Origin of the sequence: Phytohabitans flavus, assembly GCF_011764545.1 — a bacterium.
GTDB classification, from domain to species: Bacteria; Actinomycetota; Actinomycetes; order Mycobacteriales; family Micromonosporaceae; genus Phytohabitans; species Phytohabitans flavus.
In genome coordinates this window covers 7,782,037-7,798,035 of the sequence record NZ_AP022870.1, presented here as the reverse complement: position 1 = coordinate 7,798,035, position 15,999 = coordinate 7,782,037, and the positions used below count along the sequence as shown (strand labels likewise).

General features: G+C 69.2%; 12 protein-coding genes and 1 pseudogene. 4 read left to right on the top strand and 9 right to left on the bottom strand.

The window, feature by feature from the left end; genetic code table 11:
- Positions 1 to 506: 506 nt before the first annotated feature.
- Complete coding sequence (locus tag Pflav_RS34470) at positions 507 to 2,822, top strand: helicase-associated domain-containing protein (protein ID WP_173040909.1); 2,316 nt, start codon at positions 507 to 509, stop codon at positions 2,820 to 2,822.
- A gap of 104 nt (positions 2,823 to 2,926) precedes the next feature.
- On the opposite strand, the gene Pflav_RS34465 is transcribed toward Pflav_RS34470, so the two are convergent.
- The gene (locus tag Pflav_RS34465; RefSeq protein ID WP_173040908.1) at positions 2,927 to 3,889 is read right to left on the bottom strand and encodes an alpha/beta fold hydrolase; all 963 of its coding nucleotides are present in this window, start codon (positions 3,887 to 3,889) and stop codon (positions 2,927 to 2,929) included.
- 76 nt (positions 3,890 to 3,965) lie between these two features.
- On the opposite strand from Pflav_RS34465, the gene Pflav_RS34460 reads away from it, so the two are divergent.
- A complete protein-coding gene (locus tag Pflav_RS34460) occupies positions 3,966 to 4,577 on the top strand; it encodes a helix-turn-helix domain-containing protein (RefSeq protein ID WP_173040907.1) in 612 nt (203 codons plus the stop codon).
- On the opposite strand, the gene Pflav_RS34455 is transcribed toward Pflav_RS34460, so the two are convergent.
- The 4 genes from Pflav_RS34455 to Pflav_RS44235 all read right to left on the bottom strand — a co-directional run bounded on the left by Pflav_RS34455 (position 4,549) and on the right by Pflav_RS44235 (position 6,755).
- Positions 4,549 to 5,295, bottom strand: a complete 747-nt coding sequence (locus tag Pflav_RS34455) for an RICIN domain-containing protein (RefSeq protein WP_173040906.1) — start codon at positions 5,293 to 5,295, stop codon at positions 4,549 to 4,551. The genes Pflav_RS34460 and Pflav_RS34455 overlap by 29 nt on opposite strands.
- A 153-nt stretch (positions 5,296 to 5,448) precedes the next feature.
- A complete protein-coding gene (locus Pflav_RS34450; protein ID WP_173040905.1) occupies positions 5,449 to 5,760 on the bottom strand; it encodes a hypothetical protein in 312 nt (103 codons plus the stop codon).
- Between the two features lie 9 nt (positions 5,761 to 5,769).
- The gene (locus tag Pflav_RS34445; RefSeq protein WP_197938806.1) at positions 5,770 to 6,414 is read right to left on the bottom strand and encodes a CPBP family intramembrane glutamic endopeptidase; all 645 of its coding nucleotides are present in this window, start codon (positions 6,412 to 6,414) and stop codon (positions 5,770 to 5,772) included.
- On the bottom strand, positions 6,399 to 6,755 hold the full coding sequence (locus Pflav_RS44235; protein ID WP_197938805.1) for a hypothetical protein: 357 nt from the start codon (positions 6,753 to 6,755) through the stop codon (positions 6,399 to 6,401). Before Pflav_RS44235 ends, Pflav_RS34445 begins: the two co-directional genes overlap by 16 nt.
- 232 nt (positions 6,756 to 6,987) lie before the next feature.
- On the opposite strand from Pflav_RS44235, the gene Pflav_RS34440 reads away from it, so the two are divergent.
- On the top strand, positions 6,988 to 8,175 hold the full coding sequence (locus Pflav_RS34440) for a low temperature requirement protein A (RefSeq protein WP_173040904.1): 1,188 nt from the start codon (positions 6,988 to 6,990) through the stop codon (positions 8,173 to 8,175).
- A 39-nt stretch (positions 8,176 to 8,214) separates the two neighbouring features.
- Here the strand turns inward: Pflav_RS34440 and Pflav_RS34435 are convergent, their stop codons facing one another.
- From Pflav_RS34435 to Pflav_RS34425, 3 genes are all read right to left on the bottom strand, one after another.
- Positions 8,215 to 8,967 (bottom strand): vWA domain-containing protein, encoded by a 753-nt coding sequence (locus Pflav_RS34435; protein WP_232072244.1) that lies wholly within the window; start codon positions 8,965 to 8,967, stop codon positions 8,215 to 8,217.
- 172 nt (positions 8,968 to 9,139) lie between these two features.
- Entirely contained in the window at positions 9,140 to 10,138 is a 999-nt protein-coding gene (locus Pflav_RS34430; protein ID WP_173040903.1) for a TerC/Alx family metal homeostasis membrane protein, read from the bottom strand.
- 168 nt (positions 10,139 to 10,306) lie between these two features.
- Positions 10,307 to 11,317 (bottom strand): coiled-coil domain-containing protein, encoded by a 1,011-nt coding sequence (locus Pflav_RS34425; protein WP_173040902.1) that lies wholly within the window; start codon positions 11,315 to 11,317, stop codon positions 10,307 to 10,309.
- Positions 11,318 to 11,726: 409 nt separating this feature from the next.
- Here Pflav_RS34425 and katG point away from each other — a divergent pair.
- Positions 11,727 to 13,915 (top strand): annotated as a pseudogene (gene katG, locus Pflav_RS34420) (catalase/peroxidase HPI).
- Between the two features lie 56 nt (positions 13,916 to 13,971).
- Here katG and Pflav_RS34415 read toward each other — a convergent pair.
- Positions 13,972 to 15,828, bottom strand: a complete 1,857-nt coding sequence (locus tag Pflav_RS34415) for a Xaa-Pro dipeptidyl-peptidase (protein WP_173040901.1) — start codon at positions 15,826 to 15,828, stop codon at positions 13,972 to 13,974.
- Positions 15,829 to 15,999 lie beyond the last annotated feature (171 nt).

Below are 15,999 nucleotides of genomic sequence, written 5' to 3'. Positions count from 1 at the left end.
GCCTCATCGGCCCCTCGGTGTGAGGCGAGATCTGGACATCTGTACCGGCAGCGGGTAACCAGCGGCGGTCAGAGTGGGTTTCGTATTCTGCCGCGTCCGGGCTTTGATCTCGCGTACGAACTCGACCGAGCTGGGCTACTCGGCTAAGCCCTGCTACATCGTTCGGTGTTCGGTCAATACCGAACACCGAACACCACCGCTACGTCCATCGACGGCGTCCAGGCTGGCTTGTACGTTGTGACCTTGCGGCCGCAAGCGGATGGGCGACAACCAAGTGCGGGTAGGTCAGCGCAACAGCGGTGCCGCCGTGTACATCGATGACTGGCTAGGAGCCTTCGGTCTTGGGCGTCGACCCTCGCCTACCGCCTCGACGAGATGGTGTGCTGGTAGGCCGATGCGGCCATGTCAGGGAAAGCCGCAACTGACCGCTAGGGTGCATCCGTGCCAGAACGGACGGAGGTGGCGTGGTCACTGCGGCTTGGTTGAGGCGCCTCGGTGAGGACGGCTTGACGGATCTGCTGCGTCGGCGGCCGGAGGGGTTGGCGGTACCGCAGCCGGTGTCGTTGAGCGAGCTGGCTGAGCGGTTGGCGACGCCGGCGGCGACGGTCGCCGCGTTGCGCCGGTTGGATCGTCCGACGTTGCAGGTCGCTGAGGCGTTGGCGGCACTCGGCGGCCGGGCTGAGCGGCCGGTCTTGGACCAGCTGCTCGGCGCCGGGACGGCCAGCGGGCGGGCGGACGTGACGCGTGCTTTGGACACGCTCCGGGCCAACGCGCTCGTACTGGATGACGCCGCACCGCGACTCGTGCCCGCCGCCGCGGCGGCTTGGCCGCGTCCGCTCGGGCTGGGCGATCCGGTCGCGGCCGGCCTGGTGTACCGGACCGCCGATCAGCTCCGCACCATGGCCCGGCATTTGGGTATCAGGCCGGCTGGGCGCAAGGCCGACATCCTTGATCAGGTGCTCGCCTGCCTCCGTGACGGCGAGCGGGTACTCGCCCTCGTGGCTGGTGCTCCGGCCGACGCTCGCGACCTGCTGGAGAAGGCCGCGGCCGGCGGCGAGGTCGAGCCAGATCCCTTCTACTACAGCTCGTACGGCAGCCGGTCGCAAACACCGCAAGCGTGGGCGATCGCGCGCGGCCTGCTGGCGCGCACCTCTGAGTGGGGCGGCGAGCTGACCATGCCGGCCGAGGTCGCCCTGGCGCTACGCGGCTCGGGGTACGCGGCACCGTTCGACTCCGCGCCGCCATCGGTCGAACGGTCGGCGGCTGATCCGGCAACGACGGCGCGCGCGGCGGCCGCCGCTGGCGCCGCGATGGTCCGGCTGGTCACTGATCTTCTGGAGGCGGCGGGCAAGAAGCCCGTGCCGACGCTTCGCACGGGCGGGGTCGGCTTGCGCGAGCTGAAGCGGCTGGCGAAAGTGCTCGGCTGCACCGAGCCGGACCTGCGGCTGGGGTTGTCGGTCGCCGCGCACGCCGGGTTGCTGTCGCTCGGGGACGGGCATGCAGCGCCGACGGCCGGCTACGACGGATGGCGAGGGTACGAGCCGGCCGATCAGCTTTCCACGCTGCTGCGTGCGTGGTGGCGATCGCCGTCCGCGCCGCTGGCTGCCTCTGGTGCGGTCACGCCCGGCGAGGTTCATGCCGGCACCGTCGAACTGCGTGCCGCCGTCATCGCCGCCGCGTCGGAGCCGGAAGCCGCCACCATCAAGGACCCTCGAGCCTTGGCGGACCTGGTCATCTGGCGGCAGCCGCTCGCGTTCGGCGATCCCGATACCGCGCCAGACCAGGCCGTCGCCTGCTGGCAGGAAGCCGCTCTGCTGGGCGTGACCGGCGCGGGCGTGGTCACTGCGGCTGGCCATGCACTGCTCGGCGGTGCCGACGACCTGACCGCTGTGCTCGGCGACATCGGCACCACCCAGCACCACGCCCGGCTACAGGCCGACCTCACCGCCGTCGTCACCGGCAGCCCTGACACCACGTTGAGCGCGCTGCTCGACCTGGCCGCCGATCCGGAAACCCGCGGGGTCGCGCGCACGTGGCGGTTCAGTCCGGCCACCGTGCGGCGCGCGCTCGACGCCGGACACACAGCCAGCAGCCTGCTCGACGCACTCGCCGACATCGCGGTCGGTGAGCTGCCGCAACCGCTGCGCTACCTGGTCGCCGACGTCGCCCGCCGACACGGCTCCGTGCGGGCCAGCACCGTAGCCTGCTGCCTGCGCAGTGAAGACACCGCCCTGCTGAACGAAATCGTCGCGGACCGCCGGCTGCGAGCCCTCGGACTGCGCCAGCTCGCCCCGACGGTGCTCGCCGCCGCTGCCCCGCTACAGGATGTCCTTTCCGCGCTCCGCAACGCCGGCTACGCACCGGTTGCCGAAGCCGACGACGGCACCCCGATCGTGGAACGGGCGATCGACCACCGCGCATCCGCTAGCCCGCCCCACCAGGCACGCGCCAAGAGCCCTGCGAAGCGCCGGACAGCCAAGCCGCGCCAGGCAGCCGCGCGCCCTGAGGCTGCCGACCTCGTACGGAAGCTGCTCGCCGCTCCCGACGAGACGCTGATACCGCTCACACCGTCGCTGGAGGCGGTACGCCGGTCCGCGACCAATCTCACGACGAGCGAAGCGCGAATCCTGGCCTACGCGATCGACCACCGCCAACCAGTGACGATCAGCTACGTCAACCGGGACGGCAACCCCAGCAACCGGACCATCGACAACATCGAACTCACCGACGGCTCCCTACTGGCGTGGTGCCGACTCCGCGAAGACGAACGCTGGTTCAACCTCAAACGAATCATCGCCGTCGAACCCGCCGACCCCGCCTGATCGACCACAGCGGCTAACCGCCAGCGCACACCAACTAGGCGGCTCAGCGTCGGGATCCCTCCTGGCCGGCCTGGTCGGGGGCTGGCGAACAGCGGATGTGGTGGTCACGTGGCTGTCCCCTGCACGGGTACTTGCAGTCGGGTGGTGAGCCAGTCGGTGATCTGGGTGAGCAGGTCGGGGTCGACCGGTTCGCGTAGCTGTCTGGGGTAGGTGCGCAGCGATGGCCGGCCGGGGTGGCGGCGCAGCAGGTGGGTAAGGTCGGGGATGCGGTGGATCTCGGCCTTTCCCGGCGTCAGCCGGTGGATTTCGTCGAGGTCGGCGGGGTCGACTTGGATGTCGTTGCCGCCGGTGATGGCCAGGACGGGGACATGGATGTTCGCCAGGTCCGCCCGTGGGTCGTGGGTGAGGAGCTCGCGGATCCATCGGGCGTTGACCGGTATCCCGGCCACGCGCGCCACGTCGGTGCTGGTCGCTGCGATCCGGGCGAGGTAGCGGTTGGCCAGGGCGGGCAGCAGTGGTCGTACGGGTGCGGGGAGGCCACCGGCGATCATCTGGGCCTGCCGGCGCAGCGCGTCCTCACCCAGCCGGGCGAACCCGGCCAGCAGCACCACCGCCGCAACCGCCGGCCGTGCACCGGAGGCCGGCGTGCCGAAGGCCGCCGCGGTGGAGGGCTGCGCGGCGAGCGTCATCGCGTGGATGGCGCCTTCGCTGTGCCCGATCACGCCGATGGCGTCCGCGCGGATGTCCGGCCGGTCGGCCAGGGCACGCAGGGCGGCGGCGGCGTCGTGGCGGGTGGTGGTGAAGCCGGTGGCCCGCCAGATGCCGGGGGTGGCACCCACACCGCGCCGGTCGTACCGCAGGGTGGCGATCCCGTTGGCGGCGAGCGCGGCGGCCAGGGGCGGGCCGAGTTGCATGCGGTGCCGGCGGGTATTGGCGTCACGGTCCAGCGGGCCGGAGGCGTGCAGGAGCAGGACGGCCGGGTGCGGGCCGGGCCCGTCGGGCAGGGTCAGGGTGCCGGCCAGGAGCAGTCCGTCGTCCGCCACGGCCGCCATCTCGACTTCTGGCATGACCCGCCTCTCATCGTTATCACTTTTAGGAACATTATCGGATCTGGAAGCATTATCGTATGTGGGAACATGGGGGATGGCAACTGCGGACGTACTCCTGCACCCGGTCCGAATGCGCATCCTGCAAGCACTGTTCGACGCCGACCCGCTGACCACGGGACAGCTACGGGAACGCTTACCAGACATCCCGCCGGCCACCATGTACCGGCACATCGCCGTGCTGGTCGACGCGGGCGTGCTGGAGGTGGTCGACGAGCGGCGAGTACGCGGCACGGTGGAGCGCAGCTACCGGGTACACCAGGACCAGGGCGCAATCGACCCCGCCGCCCGGGAAGCGATGACCCGTGACGATCACCGGCGGGCGTACACCACGTTCGCGGCGTCACTCATGGGCGACTTCGACCGCTACCTCGCCCACCCCGACGCCGACCCCCACCGCGACGGCCTGGTCTACCGGCAGGCCGCGGTCTGGCTCACCGACGACGAGTTCACCGCGATGGTCGCCGAGATCGAACACGCCGTCGTCAGCCGGATCGGCAACACGCGCGATGGCGGCCGTACCCGCCGCGTCGTCAGCCTCGTCGTCGTACCGGACACGCCATTGACCCCACCTGGGCCAGCCACAGCCACCCGGCCCCGACCGGCTGAACCCGCACCGCTCAGCCACGCCGAATCTTCTGGGCGCTGAACAAGGGCTGCCATTGGTTGGGTGTGGTCAGCCGCCAGCGGGGCGGCGCGCGGGGCCGTTGTCGATGAGCCGGTACGTGCTTCGCAGGGGTGCATCGCCGAGTTCTTCGAGGATCAGGCCGCTGCTGGGGGAAGTGCTGTAGGTACGCCGAGTTGTTGCTGATCGCGTACGACTCCTCGCCGTTGGGGACGATGGTGAATCGCTGGGCCGGGTTGTTGAGGTCGCAGAGGGCTCCCTCGATGGTGAGTGACTGTGTGTTGTTCGGGTTGTGCACCTGCCAGCAGACCGGTTCGTCGGCGGCGGGGTGGTTGTTAACCCTGCTGTATGCCTTGATCAGGTAGGTGTCTCCGCCGAGGGGTGTCGGGACGAACAGTTGCCGACCGCTGTCGTCGTCGGCTTCGACGAGTCGGCCGTCCAGCGCGAGCCCGCCCTCGGATGCCTGTACCCGCACGATGGTGACCTCGCGTGTGCCGGACAGCACGGGGGTGGCCGCACCCGCCGGGGTCGGTCGCGCCTTGGGCGGCGAGGTCAATGCCGGCGTCGCGGGTGCCGTGCCGGCCACGGTGCCTGCGGTTGTCCCGGTAACCGTCGTGGCAGTCGACGGTGTACCGGTGCCGGCCGCGGCACCTGGTGCTGTATTGCCGCTCCCGCACGCGACCAGCGCGCCGGTGCAGGCCAGCATCGCCGCGCCGGTAGCCCACGTCTTCATCTCGAACATGTCGTACTCCTAGGTTGGTATCGCCCCATACCTGTCGGTCGGGGATCAAAAGATGGCCGCCGCGACGGTGCTCACCGCGCGAGCACGTGCACAACGCACGCCGCGTCGGAGCACCGACGGACGGGTCCGGGCGGTGGGCCCGGGCCGCCGCCATCAAGGACTGGTGAGGATGTCGTACAGGTCCGGCCTGCAGTCGAGGGCGGCGTCCCGCATGGCGGCCACCCGGGCCACCTGCGCCTTCACGGGTAGCGTCCGCAGGAAGGTCAACGCTTGGCCGACCAGCTCGCGGGCCGGTGTCCACAGGTACTCCGGCGCGGCGTCCGCGCCCCGCAGCCAGAGTCCGGCGGCAGTCCGGGCGGCGTCGATACGGTTCCACGTGTCGGTGTCGTCAGCGGCGGCGCCACACTTCCAGGTACCGGCGCCATCGAGGATGTCGCGCCAGCGGAACGGGGCACCGGCGGGCAACCACGGCCCCTAACGTTCCGACCCATATCCGGAGACAACCCGCTGTCGGTGCGAGTCCGCGTGCACCGGCAGGCCCGGCCGGCGGTCGCGCCGCGAGGCGAGCAGCGCGGCCGCCACGATGATCTGCACCGCCAGGACGAATGCCTGGGTGACGGGAGACTTGACGGTCAGCAGTGCGATGGTCGTGTTCACGCCGAAATGAACCGCGATCGACGCCGCGACCCCGGCAAGTTCGTAGGCGTAGCCGGTGAGTAGTGCCATCGGGAAGACGCTGAGCGTGAACAGCAGGCCACCCCAGCTCATCAGGCCGAACTCGGCCTGGACCGTCCCGTTGATGAAGAACAGCGGCAGGTGCCACACCGCCCAGGCGGCACCCAGCAGCAACCCGGCCCGCAGGCGGCTCATGGACGCGCGCAGGCGTGGGTACGCCGTGCCTCGCCAGCCGGGTTCCTCGGCCAACGGACCACCGATCAGCATGCTGATCAGGAACGGTACGGCTCCGCCGGCCGTCGCGATCAGCTCCCGTCCCTCGGTCAGGCTCACCGCGGGGCCGCCCAGGCCCTCCGAGAGCAGCGCGGCTGCCAGCACGGTTGCCGATGCCATCACCAGCATGGGCAGCGCCCAGAGCAGTCGCGCGCTCAGTCGGGTTCGCACCGTGTGAGCGGGATGGGTTGATGGCGGCGGGAGCGCCGCACCCGGACCACGACCGCGCCGACCACCGGGCCGAAGCCACCGAGCAGGAAGGGAACGACGGTGGGTGAAGTCATCGCCGATCCACCGAGTGCGATCGCGAGAAGCCAGAAAACCAGGGTCCACGTGAACGCGACGACCCAGAAGGTGGTGAGGCCGTTGTGCTGGCGAGCAGGGGTTGCGGTAGTCACGCCTTTCCTTCCGTGGTTGGACCAGGACTTCGATCCAGGGCCGGAGGGCAGGGCCAGCGTGCCGACCAGGGGCAACCCGTCGTCCGCGATGGCCGTCATCTCGACATCCCGCATGTCCGAACCTCTCATTATTCTCAGTCGCTGGGAACGTTCTCATATCCGAGAGCATTATCGTATGTGAGAACGTTGGTTCGTGGCAAGCCCGGACCTTCTCCTGCACCCCATGCGAGTTCGCCGGTCATTGCAGACCGAGATGGGCTCACGGCTGGGTTGTGCGGGAAGGCCCCACCTTGACCGATCTGGTCGTGATACAAAGTTTGGGGGGATTTTCCGGAGAAGCGGGGCAGTGGCACAGGCACGGTCGGGATGGGTTCTGCGTGGTCGGGACGATCCCCGCCGGATCTCCTACCTGGAGCTCCTCTTCGACTTAGGCCTCATCGTGGCACTCAGCCGGTTGTCCACCCGGCTGGCCAGCGACCTCGGCTGGATGCAGGCGCTGCAAACCCTGGTCCTGCTTGCCGCAATCTGGTGGGTCTGGACGGTAACGGCGTACACCACCAACTGGTACGACCCGGACCTGCCGCTGGTCCAGCTGATCGTCCTCGGCGTCATGCTCGGCGGACTGCTGATGTCGCTGGCCGTCGGCAGAGCCTTGGAGGGTGTCAACGGGATCGCCTTCGCCGTGGCGTACGTGGGTCTGCACCTCTATCGCGGGTTCGCCCTCATCACCGCCCTGCGCGGTCACGCCCTGCGGCTGCGGCCAATGCGAGTGCTCATCTGGTTTTCCCTGACCAGCGTCCTGTGGCTGGTCGGCGCGTTCGTACCCGGTCCGGCCCGGCTCGCGCTCTGGGCGGTGGCGATCACGACGGACTACACGGTCGGCCTCTTCGGTTATCCGTTGCCCCGGCTCGGTCGTTCGAGCGCCGAGGAGCTCCGGGTAGGGGGCGAGCATTTGTCGGAACGCTACCGGCAGATGTTCATCGTCACCCTGGGCGAGATCCTCCTGGTCGGGGTGAGGGGGTACGGAGACAGCCCGTTCCTGTCGCTGCGGACGGCGGGGGTGATCCTCCTGTTCGTCATGACGGTGACGATGTGGCGGACCTACATCGTCTACGTCGCTGGCCATCTCGCCACCGGGATCGACAAGGCCACCAATCCCGGCCGGATCGCGCTGGTGGCGTCGTACGCGCATCTGGTCATGGTGGCCGGCGTGGTGCTCGTCGCCGCCGGCGGTGACCTCGTCGCAAGAAATCCCAGCGGCCAGGCCGTCCCCGCGGAACTGGCCGTCGTGGTCGCCGGACCGGTGGTTTTCCTCGCCGGCCGCACCCTGTACGCGCTGGTGGTGTTCCGGGCGTTGCTGTGGCGACTACCCATCGGCGTGGTCGTCCTGTCACTGTCGGCGCTGGCAACCCGAGGAATGCCATCGATCGCGGTCGCCGCGGTCATGACCGTCGGGATGATGGTGATCGCGTTCATCCCGCACTACGGGCAACCGGTGTACCGCACCCGCTGGAACATCCGTACCCGCTGGTGATTGACCACCGCGGACCAGCACGAGCGGCGGCCGGGCGCGTCAGACGCTGCCGGCGATTATGCCGATCACGTCGTCCAGCTGTACCGCGCTCAGCCCTGTGCCGGCCTTCGACGGCGAGTGCAGGGTGTTGCTCCAGCCGTTCGCGATGCCGGTCCATGGGTCGCGCTCCGGCGCGAAGATGAGCAGGCGCTTGGCGTTCGCGTCCATGAGCGCGGACGGGTCCCGGCCCTGTCCCCAGCGGGCCGCCAGCGCGTCCAGGTCTTCGGGCATGTTCGCCGGATAGTCGGAGGCCGCCCGGCCCACACCCAGCGGGTGGGCGGGCGCGTCGGTGAAGAGGACGATGACGTGCCGCCGGTGCTCCGCCTGCCGGTCCCAGTCCGAGTCGATGGCCATGGCCAGCGCTTCAAGGCCGGATTCCGGCTCGTCGCCGCCGCCCGCAGCGCGCAGGCCGGAGACGAACTGCCGGAAGGCGGCCACCTCGGCGGGCAGTTGCCAGAAGCCGCCGACCTGGACCGGGTTGACCCGGTCGGCCGCGAAGTCGCGGAATGCGACGACCTTGATCCGCAGGCTGCCGACCGGCTTCTCCTTCTGCGCCATCGCCTCGGCCAGCCGGGCGTGGAAGGTCAGCGCGCCGCGCTTCACGGTCTCGATGATCGAGGTCATGCTGGCCGTCACGTCGATGCAGAGCACCAGGTCGACCGCGTACCCGCCGTCCTGGAACTCCACCTCCGTGGACGCCCCGCCGTCAAACGGCTCGCCGTCATTACTCCTCTTGCGACGGGATCTGAACACGAGAGCCTCCCACAAGTCATCGGCAGCTCCCGATATTGTTCAACCCGCCCGCCACTGCGGACCCAGCCGCAGCACGCGCGGGAGCGGGGTGGCGACCAATGCCGCCACCCCGCGACCAAATGCCGCCACCCCGCGACCAGACGCCGCCACCGCGCGCATGCCCAATGGGCGGCTAGGCCTCGGTGGTCGCCATGCGCTCGCGGCGGTTGGCGGCCACGCTCGTCAGCGTCACCGTGGCCAGCGTGATCAGGATGACGCCCAGCGACAGCGGCGTCGGCACCTCCGGGACCTGGTCCCAGACGCCGTGCGCCCAGTGCAGCACAAGCTTGACCCCGATGAACGCGAGGATCAGCCCGAGGCCGTAGTTGAGGTGCCGCAGGCGGGCGAGGACGTTGCGCAGGACGAAGTACAGGGCGCGCAGGCCCAGCAGTGCGAACGCGTTGGTCACGAACACCAGGTACGGGTCCTCGGTCACCCCGTACACCGCGGGGACGGAGTCGACCGCGAAGACCACGTCGGTCATGAACACCGCCGCGACGACGAGCGCCATCGGCGTCAAGGCTCGACGGCCGTCGATGCGGGTGGTCAGCCGGGAGCCGTGGTAATCGGCGGTGACCGGCATGAGCCGGCGCAGTAGGCGCACCCCTCGCATGCGGTCGATGTCGACGTGGTGGGCGTCGCCGCGGAACGCGTCCCGGATCACCTTGACGGCGGTGATCAGTAGCAAAGCGCCGAAGAGCAAGAAGGCCCAGGCCCCGCTGGCGATCACCGCGGCGCCGGCGGCGATGAAGATGCCGCGCAGCACAAGAGCACCGACGATGCCGTACAGCAACACGCGCTGGGCCAGTGCCGACGGCACCGCGAAGGCCGTCAGCAGCAGCATGAACACGAAGAGGTTGTCGACCGACAGGGACTTCTCCACCACGTACCCGGTGAAGAACTCGACGGCGGGTGTGCCGCCGTACACCCACCAGACGACCACGCCGAAGATGACCGGCAGCGCGAGGTAGAACACCGTCCAGGCGACGGCCTCCCGCATCGGCACGTCGTGCGGCCGCCGTGTGACCGCGAAGTCAAGCGCCAGCAGCGCGAGCAGGACCGCGATGGTCAGCGCCCAGAGCAGGGGCGACCCGATCGACTCCAACACCCGCCAAATCCCTTCCTCGGACATGTGTGAACGTCCGAGGTCTCCCTCACCCACCGAGATGGTGGTGGGTGCTCGTCCCGAGGGCGGGTGTGACTGGCCCGTACTGACCGGAACGATCTTGGCGAGGTACTCCCCTCGCGGATAGGATAAGGGTGCTTTCTGGGAGTTCGCTGGAAATCAGCGACGAGCAGGTCAAAGCATGGACATGTGCACGTGGTCCTTGTGTTCCGACGCCCCCGAGTATGTCTTCCACCCCGTCGCTGGGAACCAGATCTGCCGGTACCAGATGACGTAGAGGATGCCGAGCCGGTCGGCGTTGCGGACCAGGAACGCGGTCAGGTTGTTGCCGTAGAGCCGCATGTCGTCGTTGTGCGCGTTGGAGAAGCCGCTGCTCTGCAACGACCAGTCACACGCCCGGCCCTTGGGATGCTCGAATGGGCCGCCGCTGCGGAAGCACCCGACGAACCGGCGGAAGCCGGCCTTGCGGACCTCGTTGTACGCGTTGAGCGTCCGCGGTGTGATGCAGCCGGAGGTGGTCGGGTCGTTGACGCTGCACGACTCGTCCGGCCACGACCCGTCGGAGCTGCGCGGCGCGGCCTTGGCCACCGGCGAGGTGGCGGAGACAAATCCGCCGGTCAGCTTGGTGCCGCCGACGAGGGCGAGGGCCTTTTCGGCCTCGGTCTTCTGCCGGTCGATGACCGCCAGCTGCCGCTGCTCCTCCGCGACCTCGACGTCCAGCGCCTTCTTGGCCTGCTCCGCCTGCTGACGGGCGGCGTTGAGCTCGGCGAGCTTCCGGTCGTTGACCATGTTGAGCTCGGTCAGCATGGACGCCCGCTCCACGAACTGGTCTCGGGAGGTGGTGTCCAGCAGTGCCGTTACCGCGGTGAGCTTGCCCGTGCGGTACGAGGTCGCGGCCATCTCACCGATCTGCGGGGCCAGCTCGGCCAACCGCTCGTTCGCCTTCTTCAGCTCCAGGTTGAGCTGGAGCTGCTTGGCGCGCGACTTGTTCAGCGCCGCCTTGGCCTGGGCGTACCGCTTGCCGGTGGCGGTGAGCACGTCGCCGAGCAGGTCGGGACCACTCTCTTTCGGCACGGCCGGGTCGCCCGGCGCGGCCATCGCACCCGTCGGCGCGGTGATGAACAGGGTCGCGGCAGCAACCGCCGTGAGGGCGAGGATGCACCATCGTCGGAGAGGCGCGGTCATTCCGTCCCTTCCATCCGTGCGTGGGTGGCCGGCGGCCAGCTTACCCAACTGCGCCGCTGGCCAGACGCACAAAGAATCCGTTACACCACAACGACTTTCAGTGACCGTCTCGATGCAACGAGACATCGAAAAGAGATCACGGGCCGACAATGCCCGCAGATCAGGGCTGTGACCAGCATCACGTGCACCTGAACCGGTTCGCTCGAGTCGTCCATCGGGCCGTCACCCGATATTCTTGACCGACTCCAGAAAAGTGATCCAGAATCTTACGGTGCGTGTCACCCGTACGCGGGTCGCCGGCCTTGTTGCGGCACATCGAGCCGGCGGACTCCACCTGACCTACGACTGATCTAATCCGGTCCAGAGACGTCTGTGACCGGCACTGTTTTCCGAGCGCAAGGAGAGCAACGTGGGAACCGAGAACAACGGCCTCATCTCCGGTGAGGCTCCCGTTCGCCCGCCGAAGGCGCGGTCGAACCGGGACTGGTGGCCGAACCAGCTGGATCTGGGCCCCCTCCACCAGAACCCGCCGGCGGGCAACCCGATGGGCGCCGAGTTCGACTACGCCGAGGAGTTCAAGACCCTCGACCTTGACGCGCTCAAGGCGGACATCCACGCGGTGATGACGACGTCGCAGGACTGGTGGCCGGCCGACTACGGGCACTACGGGCCGCTGTTCATCCGGATGGCCTGGCACAGCGCCGGCACGTACCGCACCAGCGACGGCCGCGGCGGCGGTGGCTCCGGCGACCAGCGCTTCGCCCCCTGAACAGCTGGCCGGACAACGCCAGCCTGGACAAGGCGCGCCGGCTGCTGTGGCCGGTCAAGAAGAAGTACGGCAAGAAGATCTCGTGGGCCGACCTGATGATCCTTGCCGGCAACTGCGCTCTGGAGTCGATGGGGCTCAACACGTTCGGCTTCGCCGGCGGGCGCGAGGACGTCTGGGAGCCCGAGGAGGTCAACTGGGGCACCGAGGACACCTGGCTGGGTGACAAGCGCTACAGCGGCGACCGTGACCTCGCCAAGCCGTACGGCGCGGTCCAGATGGGCCTGATCTACGTCAACCCGGAGGGCCCGAACGGCAACCCGGACGCGCTCGCCGCCGCCCGGGACATCCGGGAGACCTTCGGGCGCATGGCCATGAACGACGAGGAGACCGTCGCGCTCATCGCGGGCGGCCACACGTTCGGCAAGGCCCACGGTGCGGCCAACCCCGACCGGAACGTCGGCCCCGAGCCCGAGGCCGCTCCGATCGAGGAGATGGGCCTCGGCTGGAAGAACGCCCACGGCTCCGGCAAGGGCGGCGACACCATCACCAGTGGTCTCGAGGGTGCCTGGACGCCCACCCCGACCACCTGGGACAACAGCTTCTTCGAGACGCTGTTCAGCTTCGAGTGGCAGCAGACCACGAGCCCGGCCGGTGCCAAGCAGTGGACGCCGACCGACCCGGCGGCCGCTGAGCTGGTGCCGGACGCCCACGACTCGGCGAAGCGCCACGCGCCGATGATGCTCACGACGGACCTCGCGCTGCGGGTGGACCCGATCTACGAGCCGATCGCGCGGCGGTACTACGAAAACCCGCAGGAGTTCGCCGACGCCTTCGCCAAGGCGTGGTTCAAGCTCACGCACCGCGACATGGGACCGATCGCGCGGTACCTCGGCCCGCTGGTCCCGGCCGAGCCGCTGATCTGGCAGGACCCGGTGCCCGCGGTCACGCACGAGCTGATCGGTGCTGAGGACGTCGCCACGCTCAAGGACGCGATCCTCGCCTCGGGGCTGTCCGTCGCCGAGCTTGTCTCGACCGCCTGGGCGTCGGCTTCGACGTTCCGCGGCACTGACAAGCGCGGTGGGGCCAACGGGGCGCGCATCCGCCTCGCCCCGCAGAACGCGTGGGAGGTCAACGACCCCGCCGCCCTGAGCCGGGTCCTGGGCACGCTCGAGGGCGTACAGCAGCAGTTCAACGCCGGCGGGGGCAAGCAGGTCTCGCTCGCCGACCTGATCGTGCTGGCGGGCGGTGCGGCCATCGAGCGCGCCGCCAAGAACGCCGGGTTCGACATCGAGGTCCCCTTCACCCCGGGTCGCACCGACGCGGCGCAGGAGCAGACCGACGTGGAGTCCTTCGCGGTGCTGGAGCCGACCCACGACGGCTTCCGCAACTACCTGGGCAAGGGGCACGTCCGTCCCACCGAGCAGCTGCTCGTCGAGCGGGCCCAGATGCTGACGCTGAACGCACCCGAGATGACCGTGCTGCTGGGCGGCCTGCGGGTGCTGAACGCGAACTTCCAGCAGTCGCAGCACGGCGTGTTCACGAAGCAGCCGGAGGTCCTGACCAACGACTTCTTCGTCAACCTGGTCGACTTCGGCACCACGTGGACCCCGACCTCGGAGGCCGAGGAGACGTTCGAGGGCCGGGACGACGCGACGGGCGAGGTGAAGTGGACCGGTACCCGGGCCGACCTCATCTTCGGCTCGAACTCGATCCTCCGCGCGCTGGCCGAGGTCTACGCCAGCGACGACGCCAAGGAGAAGTTCGTGGCCGACTTCGTCGCCGCGTGGGTCAAGGTCATGGAGCTGGACCGCTTCGACCTGCACAAGTGACCCGACGTTGAGAGTAGGCACCGTGCGAGCCGGGCTCGCACGGTGCCTTTCTCGTTTCAGAAGCCGAGTGCCGACCGGCCGCCGACCACCGGTACGTGCAGCTCGCTGTCGCCGGGTACGACACGCAGGCGGGTGCCGCCGAGCGGGAGCAGCGTGTACTCCTGGTCGGTCGAGAAGACCACCACGCCGATCCGGTGCCCGGCCTGGAAGACGTAGTCCTTGGGCTGCATCGTCCAGCGGTAGTCGTACGGCTTGCCGGTGCGGACCGGCTCGCTCCGCTCGGCTGACCTGCGGTTTTGCGGGTCCATCCAGCCGCGCGTGACCACGAACGGCTCGGCTGCCGAGCCTGCCGGTCCGTAGTCGACAAGGTAGGCGGTCAGGTTGGCGCCCGACCGGTTGTCGATCGCCATCCGCAGCCGCATCTCCGGCCGCCCGGAAATCCGTACGTCCTGGGTGAGCGGCGGTGAGGTGTAGGCGAGGCGGTTGGGGCTCGTCACGTCCGGGTTGGCGACCAGGACGTCGGGGTGGACCGTACGGCCCTCGTCCACAAAGGACTGCTCGGCGTTACCCCGGGTCTTGCCGGTAGACAGCGAGCCGGTAGCGGAGAGCCGCAGCGCCACATCGCGGGCGCCGGGAGACGGCCAGTCCTGGTACGTGGTGTACGCCCTGCTTTCGCGCTGCACAACGGCGGTCGGCTCGCTCATGATGCCGTTGCGGACGCCCCACAGCCAGTAGTCGAACCAGCGGTTCTCGGTCTGCTTGTACGTCCAGGTCCGTCCGTTCGGCAGGGTGACCGGCCCGCTGCTGGGGTTGCTGTGCCCGCCCTGGTGCAGCCAGATCTTGCGCGGCACGTGCCGCTTGGCGAGCTCGTCCCACCAGCCGGCGAACTGCTCGGTCTTGACGTTCCAGTCGTTGAGCCCGTGCACGACGAAGACGCTGGCCTTGACCTTGCGCGCGTCGAGGTAGTCACGCTCGGCCCAGAACCGCGAGTAGTCCCCGGTCACCCGGTCCTGCTCGGTCGTGATGGTGGCCATCTCGTCCGCGCAGTCCCCCTCGGCCCGGGCCTGCCCGGTGGTGTACTTCGCCAGCACGTCGAGGTCTTCGCCCTGGAACGTGCCGGGCGCGACGACAAGCCCGTTGGCGCGGTAGTAGTCGTACCAACTGCTGATCGCGGCGATCGGGACGATCGTCTTGAGCCCCTCGACTCCGGTGGTGGCCACCTGGTTGGGCAGCGTGCCGTTGTACGAGCCGCCGGTCATGCCCACCGCGCCGGTGGTCCAGTCGGCGGTGACCCGGGCACCGCTGCCGTCGTACCCCTTCGCGCGCCCGTTGAGCCAGTCGATGACCGCCTTGGTACCGAGCGTCTCGGCCGCGTCGCCGCTGGTGGAGCAGCCGTCGGAGTCGGCGGTACCGACGCTCTGGCCGAGCACCACCGCGTAGCCCCGGGGCACGTAGTAGTCGTCGAGCGAGCCGGGCAGGTTGCCCTTGGCCTCGGCGCTCTGGATCCCGGCGGCGGCCGGGCCCGCGGCGGCGCGCGCGCCGAGCCCGTTCTGGGGCAGCTCGTCCACGAGCACGCTGTGGTAGGGCGCGTCGTTCCAGACACCCTTGCGGTACGGGCTGTGCTCGAAGATCACTGGCACCTTGAACCCGGCCGTGGCCGTCTCCCGAGGCCGGGAGATGTCGATCGCCACGCGGTCGCGCTCGCCGTCGTGGTTGGTGTCGAGCGGCGTCTCCACGTAGACGCGCTCCTCGATGGCGTCGGCGAACGAGAAGACCGGCTGGGTCATCCCGTCCTCGACAACGATGGTCGGCGGCGGGTCGGCCGGCGCGGCCGCCACAGTGGCGGGCGCGGCGAGCACCAGCCCGCTGGTCACGGCGGCGCTGGCGAGAAGCAGATGTCGAACTTGAGGCACGGCAACCTCCAGGAAGTTGTCCACTTGTGATGGAGGCCCAGAACATATCGACGGAGGTACGAAGCGTCTACCACCGTCAGGCTGTTTGCACGATCGCGCACTCCCCGATGTTCACGGCGCGTTTCGGTGGCCGTACCGTGCCGGCGACCGCGCCGGGATTGCATCAGGACG